This window comes from Amycolatopsis sp. WAC 04197 (assembly GCF_003947475.1).
GTDB lineage: Bacteria > Actinomycetota > Actinomycetes > Mycobacteriales > Pseudonocardiaceae > Amycolatopsis > Amycolatopsis japonica.
This window is the reverse complement of sequence record NZ_QHJK01000002.1, coordinates 1,021,114-1,034,659: the sequence shown is the minus strand read 5'-3', so window position 1 is coordinate 1,034,659 and position 13,546 is coordinate 1,021,114. Positions and strand designations below refer to the sequence as shown.

The 13,546-nt window shown below is 68.6% G+C and carries 12 protein-coding genes; 2 read left to right on the top strand and 10 right to left on the bottom strand.

All coding sequences use genetic code 11. The features are described 5' to 3' along the window. Positions 1–40: 40 nt before the first annotated feature. The 5 genes from DMC64_RS12250 to DMC64_RS12230 all read right to left on the bottom strand — a co-directional run bounded on the left by DMC64_RS12250 (position 41) and on the right by DMC64_RS12230 (position 4,895). Positions 41–634: a hypothetical protein gene (locus DMC64_RS12250; RefSeq protein WP_125733554.1), complete on the bottom strand. Its 594-nt coding sequence runs from the start codon at positions 632–634 to the stop codon at positions 41–43. Between the two features lie 35 nt (positions 635–669). Further along, complete coding sequence (locus tag DMC64_RS12245; protein ID WP_125733553.1) at positions 670–1,140, bottom strand: hypothetical protein; 471 nt, start codon at positions 1,138–1,140, stop codon at positions 670–672. 36 nt (positions 1,141–1,176) lie between these two features. After that, positions 1,177–1,737 (bottom strand): hypothetical protein, encoded by a 561-nt coding sequence (locus tag DMC64_RS12240; RefSeq protein WP_125733552.1) that lies wholly within the window; start codon positions 1,735–1,737, stop codon positions 1,177–1,179. A 153-nt stretch (positions 1,738–1,890) separates the two neighbouring features. Continuing rightward, the gene (locus DMC64_RS12235) at positions 1,891–3,291 is read right to left on the bottom strand and encodes a hypothetical protein (protein ID WP_125733551.1); all 1,401 of its coding nucleotides are present in this window, start codon (positions 3,289–3,291) and stop codon (positions 1,891–1,893) included. A 233-nt stretch (positions 3,292–3,524) separates the two neighbouring features. Next, entirely contained in the window at positions 3,525–4,895 is a 1,371-nt protein-coding gene (locus DMC64_RS12230) for a cystathionine beta-synthase (protein ID WP_125733550.1), read from the bottom strand. A 179-nt stretch (positions 4,896–5,074) separates the two neighbouring features. Here DMC64_RS12230 and DMC64_RS12225 point away from each other — a divergent pair, with 179 nt between their 5' ends. Further along, entirely contained in the window at positions 5,075–6,295 is a 1,221-nt protein-coding gene (locus tag DMC64_RS12225; protein WP_037340795.1) for an acetyl-CoA C-acetyltransferase, read from the top strand. A gap of 100 nt (positions 6,296–6,395) precedes the next feature. Here the strand turns inward: DMC64_RS12225 and DMC64_RS12220 are convergent, their stop codons facing one another. The 5 genes from DMC64_RS12220 to DMC64_RS12200 all read right to left on the bottom strand — a co-directional run bounded on the left by DMC64_RS12220 (position 6,396) and on the right by DMC64_RS12200 (position 11,752). Continuing rightward, the gene (locus DMC64_RS12220; protein WP_125733549.1) at positions 6,396–7,931 is read right to left on the bottom strand and encodes a DHA2 family efflux MFS transporter permease subunit; all 1,536 of its coding nucleotides are present in this window, start codon (positions 7,929–7,931) and stop codon (positions 6,396–6,398) included. A gap of 225 nt (positions 7,932–8,156) precedes the next feature. Further along, positions 8,157–9,425 (bottom strand): YeeE/YedE family protein, encoded by a 1,269-nt coding sequence (locus tag DMC64_RS12215; RefSeq protein WP_125733548.1) that lies wholly within the window; start codon positions 9,423–9,425, stop codon positions 8,157–8,159. A 211-nt stretch (positions 9,426–9,636) separates the two neighbouring features. Beyond that, positions 9,637–10,218 carry a hypothetical protein gene (locus DMC64_RS12210; protein ID WP_233629629.1) on the bottom strand — a complete coding sequence of 194 codons (582 nt, stop codon included), beginning with the start codon at positions 10,216–10,218 and terminating at the stop codon, positions 9,637–9,639. A 111-nt stretch (positions 10,219–10,329) separates the two neighbouring features. Further along, entirely contained in the window at positions 10,330–10,842 is a 513-nt protein-coding gene (locus DMC64_RS12205; RefSeq protein WP_125733547.1) for a hypothetical protein, read from the bottom strand. 73 nt (positions 10,843–10,915) lie between these two features. Then, a complete protein-coding gene (locus DMC64_RS12200; RefSeq protein WP_038508335.1) occupies positions 10,916–11,752 on the bottom strand; it encodes a Bax inhibitor-1/YccA family protein in 837 nt (278 codons plus the stop codon). 315 nt (positions 11,753–12,067) lie between these two features. On the opposite strand from DMC64_RS12200, the gene DMC64_RS12195 reads away from it, so the two are divergent. Further along, a complete protein-coding gene (locus DMC64_RS12195) occupies positions 12,068–13,537 on the top strand; it encodes a SpaA isopeptide-forming pilin-related protein (RefSeq protein ID WP_125733546.1) in 1,470 nt (489 codons plus the stop codon). The last annotated feature ends 9 nt before the right edge of the window (positions 13,538–13,546 follow it).

Genomic DNA, 13,546 nt, shown 5'->3' with positions numbered 1-13,546 from the left:
TACGGCCACCCACTCGAGATCCCATCGTCTGGGATTGAACTCACCACTGCGCGGGTGGTTGTCCCTGCTGCTGGGCGCCAGGACCCGGCGGGTACCCGGGCTGCGGCGGATACCCGAAGTTCTGCGGCTGCGCGGCCGTGTCCTTGGCCGCCAGCCAGCGTCCCGTCGGCGGGATCAGCGCCAGCACGAGGGTCACGATCGCCGGGATCAGCACCACGAAGAGAAGCCAGCCGAAGCCGAAATGCAGCATCACGCCGCCGTACGAGAAGTAGAAACTCGAGCCGATCGCCCGGAACAGGAAGGTCAGCACCACGAAGCCGATCGCGCCCGCGGACCCGATCACGGTGAGTACCCGTCCGGCGCGTTTGCGTACGAGCAGCAGGATCCCGCCGCCCAGCAGGAGAGCCGCGCTGACGAAGTCCAGCACCGCCCCCACCACGAGGAACGAAATGACGTAATGCGAAAGCTCGACGACATGGGACACGACCCCGGCGAGGAACCAGAGCCCGCCGAGGATCGCCAGGACCCCGGCGATGATCCCGGTCGCCCCGCTCGGTTGCCTCGCCATGCCCGGGGGCGGATAGGCACCGGGTGCCGGATAGCCGCCCTGTGGCGGGTAGTGCTGGAAAGTCATTTCTCCCCTTTGCCGAATCTTCGTTCCACCCCGGGCTACCAGCCGGGAAGTCGATCCTGCTTCGACGGCTCTTCGTCGTCACGCCGCCGCCCCTCCAGCCAGTCCGAAGTCGGCCTGAGCACCGACAGCACCAGCGCGGCGAAGGTCATCACGAACAGGAGGAACGCGACCACCTCACCCGTCACCAGCGGCTCTCCGTCCACTTCGGCGAAGAAGTACGCGCGGACCGCGCCGTTCGCGAGCAACGTCGCCACCATCGCGAGCGCCGTCCCGGCGACGACCAGGGTGCGGCCGAGTGTCCTGCGCAGCAGCAACAGGACGCCGCCCACGAACAGGGTCGCCGTCAGCACCCCGTTCCACGCCGTTCCGGCGAAGTACTGGGGAGCCGGCCCGAGAAAGGCGAGCTGCCCGACGAAGGTGCCCGCCTCGGACAAGTACCGCATGCCGCACAGGATGGCGAGGACGGCCGCGCCGATCGCGGTCCCCGAAGACTGGTTCTGACCCATCGAACTCCCCCAAGCCGAGCCGGACGGCTCAGGATCTCACCATCCGCCCTGCTGGGGAAACTGATTCTGCGGTCGGTACGGCTGCACCGGGGCGGGCCGCCAGCGCAGGTACCTGAACGTCGGCGGGAGCACCGCCAGCAGCAGCGCCACCAGGCCGAACACGACCATGGCCAGCCGGAGGACACCGTCGAAGGTGGCGAACCGGAGCAGGATGTCGAGATGGATCCGGTACGGCACGCGGAACGCGATCGGCTCCAGCACGACGGCCAGGATGGCGAGCAGCGAGCCGAGGATCAGCAGGATGGCGCCGATCAGCGAACGGAAGAACGTCGTCAGCGCGCCCATCAGCAGGAACAGCGCGGCGACCAGGTACAGCACCAGCTCGACGAGCGCGAAACCGGGCAGGTTCGAGAGGCTGAACCCCGACGGGAGCTCGATGAAGTAGCGGATCGGGATGAAACCGGACGCGAGCGCCCCGACGAGACCGAGCACCGCGGCGATGATCGCCGTCGCCCCGGACGGCTTGGCCTGCGGTGCGGGATACCCGAAACCTGGCGGTCCGGGCTGCTGGGCGGGATATCCGTACGGACCGGTCACGTCGCTCCCGTCGGGCCAGGTGTGGGTTGACCGCGCTCACCCTAGTCCGCGGGCACCGGCCCTGGCAGGCGAATCGGCATACCCCGGCCAAAACGGAACACCCCCGGCCACGGGCCGGGGGTGCTCCGTACGAAACCGTTCAGTGGCGGCGAATCACCACTGCTGCGGGGGCTGACCGGGCTGGCCCGGCTGGCCGAAACCGCCGCTCGGCGGACCCTGCTGTCCGGGCTGCTGCCCGAAACCGCCGGGCTGCTGCGGAGCCTGGCCGAAACCACCCTGCGGCGGCTGACCGGGCTGGGCGAACCCGCCGCTGGGCGGACCCTGCTGGCCGGGCTGCTGCCCGAAACCACCGGGCTGACCCTGCTGCGGGAAACCACCCGAAGACGGACCGGGCTGTCCGGGCTGGCCGAAGCCACCCGGCTGCGACTGGCCGAACTGTCCGGGCTGCCCCGGCTGGCCGAAGCCACCCTGCGGCGGACCGCCGAAACCACCGGGCTGACCACCCTGCGGGGCACCCAGCACCGAACCGCCGCCACCGAGGCCGACGAACTGCGCGGTCGCCGGGATCAGGCCCAGCACACCGACGATCAGGATCACGATGCCGAGGAGCAGGTGCAGCAGGCCACCGCCGATACCGGCGCTGTCCCTGGCGGACGGCGGCAGCTTGTCCAGGAAGTCCGACGACGGGGACGAACCGCTGAGCAGGAGGACACCGAACAGCACCAGCAGCGCGCCACCGGCGGCGACGACGATCGGCGCGATCTTCTTCACCGTGCCGGGGAGCTTGCCCGCGAGGGCGAGCCCGACACCACCGGCGAGCGAAGCGAGCGAACCGACCAGGAGCATGATCACGTAGAACCAGATCGCGCCCGGGCCGACCAGGCCCGCCTCGTCGAGGAACTTGTCGATCTGTTCCTGGTTCGGAGCGCTGTCGAAGACCTTCGAGTAGTCGCTGGCGTCACCGAAGTAGACGAACGAGACGATCAGGGCGATCAGGCCGAGCAACGCCACGACGCCGCCGGCGATGAGCCCGAACATCTGGTTGCCACCGCCCCCGCCCGCCGCGGCGGGGCTGTAACCCGGCGGCGGCCCGCCGAAACCGGGCTGCTGGCCGAAGCCGCCCTGCGGCGGTCCGCCGAAGCCCTGCTGCGGCTGGCCGAAACCGGGCTGCTGCTGGCCCTGCGCCGGGTCGAACCCGCCCTGCTGGGGCTGGCCGAAGCCCTGCTGCTGGCCGAAGCCGCCACCCTGGGCGCCGTAGGCACCGGCGGCCGGGTTGTCGGCCGCGCTCGGCGGCGGGGAGTACGGGATGGCGGGCGGCTGCGAACCCGGCGGCACGAGCTGGGTGGACTCGGCGGTGGGGCTTTCGCCGCCGCCGCTCACCGGCTGCACGACCTGGGTCGCGTTCGCGTCGCCGGAACCCGGCTGGACCGGCTGCACGACCTGCGTGGGCTCCGGCGTGTCGCCGAACCCGCCGCCCTGCTGCTCATGGGAAGGCTGCTGCCCGTACTGCGGCTGCCCGTAGTCGGGCTGGGCCGGCTGCCCGGGCTGCACCACCTGGGTCGGTTCCGGGGAACCGAACGGGTTGTCTTGCTGCGGCTGAGGGCCACTCGGGGGTCCCTGCGGTGGCTGGGCGCCACCCCAAGGCTGATTCGGTGGCTGCGGAGCACTCATTTGGGTCTTGAACCCCCTTGACGAGGACATAAAAGTTCAACTCACCGGACACGCTATCGGATAGCCGGGCGGGCCGCTCGTAACGCCCCGGCCCGACCATCCGATGAAATGCTTCTTTACCGTCCCGCGAGAAACGCGAGCAGGTCGTGCCGGGTGACGACCCCCGCCGGTTTGCCGTCGACCAGCACCAGCGCGCCGTCGGCGCCCGAGAGCGCGTTCATGGCCGCGCTCACCTGTTCACCGGCGCCGATGGTCGGCAGCGGGGGCGACATGTGCTGCTCGAGCCGGTCGGCGAGCTGTGCCTTGCCGGTGAAGAGCGCTTCGAGCAGGTCGCGCTCGTTGACCGCGCCCACGACTTCGGCCGCCATGACCGGCGGCTCCGCGCTGACCACGGGCATCTGGCTGACGCCGAACTCCGAAAGGATCGCCACCGCTTCGGCCACGGTCTCGTTCGGGTGACTGTGCACGAGGCTCGGCAGCGAGCCGCTCTTCTTCATCAGGACGTCGCCGACGGTCGCGCCGCTGGAGTCCGGCGGCAGGAAGCCGTAGGAGGACATCCAGCTGTCGTTGAACACCTTGGTGAGGTAGCCGCGGCCGCCGTCCGGCAGGAGCACGACGACGACGTCGTCCGGGCCGAGCCCCTCGGCGAGCTTGAGCGCGGCGGCGACGGCCATACCGCACGAACCGCCGACGAGCAGCCCCTCTTCGAGCGCGAGGCGGCGGGTGATGTCGAAGGAGTCCGCGTCCGACACCGCGATGATCCGGTCGGCGATGTCGCGGTCGTAGGTGTCCGGCCAGAAGTCCTCGCCGACGCCCTCGACCAGATACGGCCGTCCGGTCCCGCCGGAGTACACCGAACCTTCGGGGTCGGCGCCGATGACCTGGACGCGTCCGTCGCTGACCTCCTTGAGGTACTTGCCGGTGCCCGAGATCGTGCCGCCCGTGCCGACGCCCGCGACGAAATGCGTGATCTTGCCCTCGGTCTGGCTCCAGAGCTCCGGGCCGGTCGAGTGGTAGTGGCTGGCGGGGTTCTCGGGGTTGGCGTACTGGTTCGGCTTCCAGGCGCCTTCGATCTCACGGACGAGGCGGTCGGAGACGTTGTAGTAGGAGTCCGGGTGCTCCGGCGCCACCGCGGTCGGGCAGACCACGACGCGGGCACCGTAGGCCTTGAGCACGTTGCGCTTGTCCTCGCTGACCTTGTCCGGGCAGACGAACACGCACTTGTACCCCTTGCGCTGCGCCACCATGGCCAGCCCGACGCCGGTGTTGCCGGACGTCGGCTCGACGATGGTGCCGCCGGGCTTCAGTTCGCCGGACCGCTCCGCGGCTTCGATCATCCGCAGCGCGATGCGGTCCTTGACGCTGCCGCCGGGGTTGACGTACTCGACCTTGGCCAGGATGAGCGGCTGCAGCCCCTCGGCCAGTGCGTTCAGCTTGACCAGAGGGGTGTTGCCCACGAGGTCCACGATGTGCTCGACGTATTCCACTCCCACAGCCTAAACGCCGCAGGTCGTGATGTGTCCACTCAACCAGGCGGCGTGAAAACCGCACTTTCGGAGAGTGGCGTGGGTCGCGTTCGCCTTTGACCCGCACCTCCCTCCGGTGGAGGATGCGGGGTGAGCAACCGCTTAGCGCGTCTGGATCGAGAACAAGGGAGTGTCGTTCCATGCCCGAAGCCGTCATCGTCTCCACCGCCCGATCCCCGATCGGCCGCGCCGGCAAGGGATCGCTGGTGAGCATCCGTCCGGACGACCTCACCGCGCAGATGGTCCGCGCCGCGCTCGACAAGGTCCCCGAGCTCGACCCGACGCAGATCGAAGACCTCATGCTGGGCTGTGGTCTCCCCGGCGGCGAGCAGGGCTTCAACATGGGCCGGGCCGTCGCCGTCGAACTCGGCTACGACCACCTGCCCGGCTGCACGATCACGCGGTACTGCTCGTCGAGCCTCCAGACAACCCGCATGGCGCTGCACGCGATCAAGGCGGGCGAAGGCGACGTGTTCATCTCCGCCGGCGTCGAGACGGTTTCCCGCTTCGCCAACGGCAGCTCGGACTCCTGGCCGAACACGCACAACCCGCTGTTCGCCGACGCCGAGGCCCGCACCGCGCAGGTGGCGGCCGAGGGCGCCGACAGCTGGACCGACCCGCGCGAGAACGGTGCCCTGCCGGACGTCTACATCGCGATGGGCCAGACCGCCGAGAATCTGGCGCGGCTGAAGAACGTTTCGCGTGAGGAGATGGACGAGTTCGGCGTCCGCTCGCAGAACCTCGCCGAGAAGGCCATCGCCGACGGCTTCTGGGCCAACGACATCACCCCGGTGACCCTCCCGGACGGCACGGTGGTCTCGAAGGACGACGGCCCGCGCGCCGGAGTCACCCTCGAAGGCGTCTCCGGCCTCAAGCCGGTCTTCCGCCCCGACGGCCGGATCACCGCGGGCAACTGCTGCCCGCTCAACGACGGCGCCGCCGCGGTGATCATCATGTCCGACACCAAGGCGAAGGAACTCGGCCTCACGCCGCTCGCCCGCGTCGTTTCGACCGGTGTTTCGGGGCTGTCGCCGGAGATCATGGGCTACGGCCCGGTCGAGGCGTCGAAGCGGGCGCTCGAGCGTGCCGGGATGTCCATCGGCGACATCGACCTCGTCGAGATCAACGAGGCGTTCGCCGCGCAGGTCATCCCGTCGTACAAGGACCTCGGGATCGACCTGGACCGGCTGAACGTCAACGGCGGCGCGATCGCCGTCGGCCACCCGTTCGGCATGACCGGCGCGCGGATCACCTCGACGCTGATCAACTCGCTGCGGCACCACGACAAGCAGTTCGGCCTCGAGACGATGTGCGTCGGTGGCGGCCAGGGTATGGCGATGGTGCTGGAGCGCCTCTCCTGACCCGCTGACCTGCGAAAAGAGAGCAAGGGACCTTTGCTACCACTCGCTTAGCGTGACTAAGTAGGCGGTAGCAAAGGTCCCTTGCTCTCTTTTTCGTGCCCTAGTGGGTCATGACCGGCGGTGCCGCTGCGATCTCACCGTCGGCCGCGCCCTCCGGCACGGCGGGCCTGGTCTTCGGCAGGAACGCCGCCGGGATCAGGCACAGCGCGAGCAGGATCATCGACCACAGGAACGTCGTCGAGAACGCGTCCGCGGTCAGCCCCGAAGCCGCTTCGCGCGTCGCCGGGTTCATCACCGCGGCCGTCGCGGCCAGCTGCCCCTGCGCGGTCGGCACGCCGAACTTCCCGGCGAGCAGCGCCGCCAGGATGATCGACAGCACGGCCGAACCGATCGCCCCGGCGGTCTGCTGCAGGATGTTCGTCGCCGTCGACGCCTTCGCCATGTCCTGCGATTTGAGCGTCTGCAACGCGGCCGAGGTGATCGGCATCATCGTCGCGCCCATGCCGAGCCCCATCACGAACAGCGCCGAAAGCAGCAGCCAGTACGGCGTCGCCGCGGTGATCTGGGTGAAGGCGATCAACCCGGCGAGCATCAGCACGAGACCGGGCAGCACGATCTTCCGCGCGCCGATCTTGTCCGCGAACCGGCCCGCGATCGGCATGGTCAGCATCGCGCCGACACCCTGCGGGGCGAGCAGCAGGCCGGCGTTCATCGCCGATTCCCCGCGCGCCAGCACGAAATACGTCGGCAGGAGCAGCATCGCGCCGAAGAACGCGACACAGAAGAAGGTCATCGTCACCATGGCGACGGAGAACGACCGGTTCTTGAACAGCTTCAGGTCGAGCAGCGGGTTCGTGACCCGGTTCGCCCGGAACACGAACGCCACCAGCAGCGCGACCCCGGCCAGCGCGGGCAGCCAGACGTCCACCGCGCCGACACCGCCCGCCGCCGGGATGTTCGAAACACCGAAGATCAGCGCCGCCAGGCCCGGCGAGACCATCAGCATGCCGACGAAGTCGAACCGCTCACTGGGTTCCGGCCGGTCCTTCGGCAGCAGGCGCCAGGCCATCGCCATGGTGATCAGGCCGATCGGCACGTTGATGTAGAAGATCCAGCGCCAGCTCACCGCGTCGACCAGCCAGCCGCCGAGGATCGGGCCGCCGATCGGGCCGAGCAGCATCGGCACCCCGAGCACACCCATCACCCGCCCGATCCGGTGCGGACCGGCGGCCCTGGTCAGGATCGTCATGCCGGCCGGCATCAGCATGCCGCCGCCGAACCCCTGCAGGACCCGGAAGATGATGAGCGATTCGACGTTCCAGGCCATCCCGGCGAGCATCGAACCGATCAGGAACAGCCCGATCGCGGTCATGTAGAGCCGTTTGGTGCCGAACCGGTCCGAAGCCCAGCCGGTGATCGGGATGACCGTCGCCAGGGCGAGCATGTAGCCGGTCGCGATCCACTGGATGGTGTCGAACGAGGTCTGGAACTCGATGGTCAGTTTCTGGAGCGCGACGTTGACGACCGTCGTGTCGAGGATCGCCATGATCGCGCCGAGGATGACGACGCCGGCGACCTTGAGCACGCCGGCGTCGAGTTTGTCGCCGCCCGGTGCGGCCGGGCTTTGCGTTGACATGAAAGGTCCGTCCCCTGGTACTGAGTGGACGCGACAACCCCCGTGGTCGCGACTACGAGATCGACGCCCGGCGAAGCGCCGGGCCTTCCCCAACCGAGCTTGTGCCTGAGGGCGCAAGCTCAGGTATGTAGCCGAGGGTAGCCGAACACGGGTTTTACCTGCCAACTTTTTCCCTGTATGCGGGCCGAAAGGGCAGACCCGCGTACAGGGCGTGACGAAGAGTGATCAGCAGACGCTGTCGGTCGGAGCCGGATTGCCGAGCCCGAACAGCGGCCGCAGCTTGAGCCCGATCCAGGTGCCGCCGAGCGCGAAGACGCCCCACAGCCAGCCGTGGAGGCTGCCGACCGAGATACCGCCGAGGTAGGCGCCGATGTTGCAGCCGCCCGCCATCCGCGCGCCGACGCCCATCAGGACCCCGCCGAGCACCGCGGCCACGGCGGTCCGCCACGGGATCGAGCTGTGGATCTTCCACGCGCCCGCCGCCGCGGCCGCGACGCCCGCGCCGATCATGATGCCGATGTCGGTGAGGCTGTTCTTGTCCTTCCAGATCGGCCCCGCCAGCGAAGCCGCGTTCGCCTTGATCCGCCAGAACTCCCAGGTCTCGGGGTGCAGGCCGAACACCTGCAGGATCTTGGCGCCCCACAGGCTGAACGCGCTCGTGACACCCCAGATCCCGCCGGAGACCAGGAAGACCGCGCCCGCCAGCACACCGAGGACGACGGCGCCGACGAGGATCGGCCAGGAGCCGCGGTAGATCCGGGCGAATCCGCGCGCGGTCGGGACGACGTCGACCGGCGGCGGGTTGCGGCGCTTCTGCACGAACCGGGTCCCCAGCACGATCGCGGCGAGGACGGCGACGGTGATCACCCACGAACCGAACCAGCCGACGTGGTCGGCGAGCAGGACACCCTTGAACTCGGGCCAGCCCGACAGCAGCGGATACGCCCACGTGTAGAGGACCGATCCGGTGATGAACCCGCCGAGGGTGAGCACGATCGTCGACTGCCCGGAGCCGACGGCGAACAACGTTCCCGACGCGCACGCACCGCCCAGCTGCATGCCGATGGCGAAGATCGTCGCGCCGACGAACAGCGCGAGCCCCAGCCCTCCCGCGGTCGGTTTCGGAGTGCTGCCGAAGAGCCCGGAGCCGGTGCCGACGATCAGCGCGATCAACGTCGCGGCCGTGCCGAGCAGCAGCGTGTGCGCCCGCAGGCCCTGGCCGTTCCCGACCGCGATCAGCTGCCGCCAGGCCGAAGTGAATCCGAACCGGGAGTGGAAGAGCGCGAGGCCGAGCAGGAGGCCGAGGATGAGCAGCACGCCGAACTTCGCGCCGTGCGCGGCCCAGACGTACCAGGTCAGCCCGACCGCGAGGGCGCCCGCGACCGCCAGCGGCACGACCTTGACCGGTTCCTCCGGTTGCGGGACCGGGGCGGCGCAAGAGGTCGGGAAGTCGAGGAGTTTCTTCTCACCGGCTTGGGTTTCCGTCGTCGCCACCAGGACTCCTGATCGATCGGCGGGGTGGGGGACGAGCAACGTTAGGACCGGTGACCGTCCGATCGCAGCCCGTCCCACACTGTGCGACGAACGGCGGCTCCGACGCGGCCGGATGGCGGGGTGGTAGCAAAGGTCCCTTGCTCCCCCGGCACGCGTGAAGGCCCCCTTCCCTCGACTGAGCCGAGGGAAGGGGGCCTTCACGCGCTTAGGTCTACTCCGCCGTCTTGATGCAGAACGTGGTCGGCGGCGTCGAGTACGTCGCCACTCGCTTGGCTTCGGTGCCCTCGCAGGACGCCTCGTCCGAAACGTTGGCGATCTTCACCAGTTCCGCGTCCTTGGCGGGGTCGGTGCAGGACACCTTCTGGTAGCCGGCGGTCTGCGAGACGTAGCCCTTGAGGCAGTCGCCCTGTTTGACGTTGGGCATGAGGCACAGCTTGTACGAGATCCGGCCGGACATCGAGACGCTGTCGTAGCCGCCCTCCGGGCAGGACTCGCCGCCGCCCACGCGGGCGGCGACCTTGACGTTCGCCTCCGGCGCGCCGCAGTCGATCTGCTTCGGGTCGTCGGCCGTCCGGGAGAATTCGGTCACGCTGAGGCAGTCGCCCGCCTGGGCGCTGCCCGTCCCGGTGAAGTGGTTGAAGAGGAACAGGCCGCCGCCGATCACGACGACGAGTACCGGGATGGCGAATCTCAGCCAGGTGAGCTTGGACTTCTTGGGTGCAGACGGCTGACCGAAGACGTCGGGCTGTCCCACCGGCATTTGGCCCCCAGGGGCCGGCTGGGAAGTGGTCACCGAGAAACCTCACAGGTGTGAAGAGGAATGAGAACCTCGGTATCAAACACTTACCGTGATCAAGGCCACCATCCAGCCCCCCGAAAGAGTGAAAGCCCCTGGTGGAGGTCGCTATTTGAGGCTCTTCACGCAGACCGTCGACGGCGGCGTCGAGTAGCTCTTGAGATGGGTGGCTTCCGTGTCGTCACAGGTCGCGACACCATCGACCACCTTCAGGACCTCGGCGTCCTTCGCACGGTCCGAACAAGGAACCTTCTGATAGGCTACGCTGTCGGCGAGGAAGTTCTCGAGGCAGTCGCCCTGCTTCGCGTTGATCATCATGCAGAGCCGGTACGAGGCGAACGTCTTGTCGACGGTGAGCTGGTCGTATTCGCCCGCCGGGCACGCGCCGCCGGCGTCGGTCTTCGCCCCGGCCTTCGCGTTGGCCTCGACGGAGCCGCAGTCCGCCTTGGCCGGATCCTCGTCGACGTCGCCGAAGGTGGTGACCGCGTAGCAGTCGCCCACCCGGACGTCGTCCGTGTTGGAGAGATAACCGATGATCCACGAAGACGCGCTGAGCACCACGATCGCGACCGGCAGCAGGATGCCCAGCCAGAACCACTTGGAACGCCTGTGTTCGGTCATGCCAGCAGGGTATTCGCCGCCACGGAAAAGGGCGCCCCGATCGCTCGGAGCGCCCTTTCGCGGAGAATCCGCGTCAGTCGTTTTGGAAGTACGACAGCAGCCGCAGGATCTCGAGGTACAGCCAGACCAGCGTGGTCATGAGGCCGAAGGCGGCGAACCACGCCCACTTCGACGGCATGCCTTCGCGGATCATCCGGTCGGCCTGGTCGAAGTCGAGCAGGAAGCTGAACGCCGCGACACCGATCACCACGAGGCTGAAGATGATCGCGATCGGCCCGCCGTCACGCAGCGGGTTGAAGCCGAAGAAGCTGGTGATGAGGTTGACCAGCATCAGGATCGCGACACCGACGACGGCGCCGATGATCCACTTCGTCAGCTTCGGGGTGACCTTGACCGCGCCGGTCTTGTAGACGACCAGCATCGCGACGAAGACACCCGCGGTACCGATGATCGCCTGCAGCGCGATACCGGGGTACAGCGCCTCGAAAAGGCCGCTGATCGCACCGAGGAAGACACCCTCGGCCGCCGAGTACGCCAGCGTGAGCGGGCCGCTCGGCTTCTGCTTGAAGATGATCACGAGCGAGATCACGAGGCCGACGATCATGCCGCCGACGAGGGCGCCGATCACGCCGCCGCTGATACCGGTGATCCGGCCCGCGGCGTCCGTGGGCAGCTGGCTGAGCGCCCAGATCGCGGTGAGCACACCGGTCACCAGCGCGGTGCCGAGGCTCAGCGCCGTCTTGATGACGACGTCGTCGACGGTCATCGGACGGTCGTCGGCGCCGGCGGAGGTCTGCGGAGGGCCGTAGCCGGGCACGCCGCCCTGGGGTTGGTTGAAGCCTACGTTGGGTCCGTACTGAGCCGCGCCACGCGGCAGGTTCCGGAACGCCGGGTTGCTACTGGATCGCACCTGATCCTCCTGGATCTACTGGCACCTGCATCGGGTTCAACGACCGCGTGGGCCGCCCGGTTCCCGTCGAAGTAAAGACGACTTTACTCACAATCGGCGCGACGCCCATCCCCCACACCGTATGCGGCGGAGATCACCGACCGTTCACCGATACCCCACCTGATGCCCTATTGCCAAAAGCGCTGCTCACAGGACACTCTCCACGTTGCGTGTTCGGATAATCACCGAAGGCGTGTCGGGGAACCTATCGATCGTGTGACCTGCGTCGACGTACAGGCGTCGACGGCAGAGCACGGCCAAAGGAGTCAACACACCATGGGGTGGACCACACGCCCGAGCGTGCGTTCGCGCGCCTTGACCAGCCTGATCGCGACGTGCCTGCTAGGCGCCTTGTCCGCCACCGTCGCAGCGCCACCGGCTTCGGCCGAGAAGAAGGAGGGCGTCGGCTACCAGGTCACGCCCGGCCAGACGGTCAGCGGCAAGCCCAGGGACCGGGACTGGCTCGGCTCCTACGTCGTCAACGGCAAACACGTGTTCTGCGTGAGCTACCAGCTCAAGGCGCCGGACACCGGCGAGCAGTACAAACCCGGGGACGAACTGCTCGACAAGTGGAAGCAGAAGCTGCCCGACGACATCGCGGCCAACATCTCCTACCTGCTGCTGCGCTACGGCGGCACCCAGGACAACGCCGAAGCGGCGGCGCTCGCGCACCTGCTGCACTCGTGGACGTCGAAGCCGCGCACCAATGCGGATCTCGACCCGACCCGCGGCCCGGACGAGATCGGCTACGACGTCGAGGGCCAATTCGCCAAGCTGAAGAAGCAAAAGCCCGACGCCGCGACGGCCGTCGAGAAGCTGACCAAGGACGCCGAAGCCAACCGCGGCCCGTGGACCACCGCGATCGCGCCGCCGAAGGAAGACCAGCACATCGGCACCGCGGGCGAGTGGACGATCAGCGTCAAGAACGCCAAGGGCAAGGGCGTCTCCGGTGTGCCCGTGCAGCTCACGCCGTCGAACGCGACGATCGGCGGCGGCGAGAGCACGAAGCCCGCGTCGACCTCGAACGCCAAGGCCGAGAAGGCCACCACGGTGAAGACCGGCGAGGACGGCACCGTGACGGTCAAGGTGACGCCGACCGGTGACCAGCCGAAGCTGGCCAGCTCGCTGTCCGCCCCTGCGGACCGGCCGTACGTGCAGTTCCCCGTCGAGACCGGGGTGCAGAAGGTCGTGTCGACCGGCGGCGAGAAGGAACTGAAGGCCCAGGGGGTCGCGGTCGTCGCGAAGCCGGGCAAGGTCCAGGTGACCAAGGTCGACGCGAAGACCGGCAAGGGCATCGCGGGCGCCGCGCTGCGGATCACCGCCAAGGACAAGTCCACCGCCGCCGTCGGCCACGACGGCAAGCCGCTCAACGGCGCCGACGGCAAACCCGCCGTCGTCACCACCGAAGGCGAGAACGGCACGGTCACCGTGGATAACCTGCGGACCCCGCAGGAGATCTGCGTGGTCGAGGTCAGCGCGCCGCCGGGCTACACCAACGCGTTCGACCCGAAGAATCCGCCGTCCGCCTGCGGCGAGCTCAAACCGGGTGAGACGCTGGCCCTCAAGGTCGCCAACACGCCCAACGAGGTACCGCGCACCATCCCCGCCGGTGACCGGCCGGTGGCGATGATGCAGGGCACCGTCGAGAACACGGCGTCGACCGCCGGCATCCTCGGCGTCGGCGCGCTCGCGCTGCTCGGTTCCGTGATGGTGGGCGTGGCCGCGCGGCGGTCTTCGCGACGCTAAGAGGGTTCA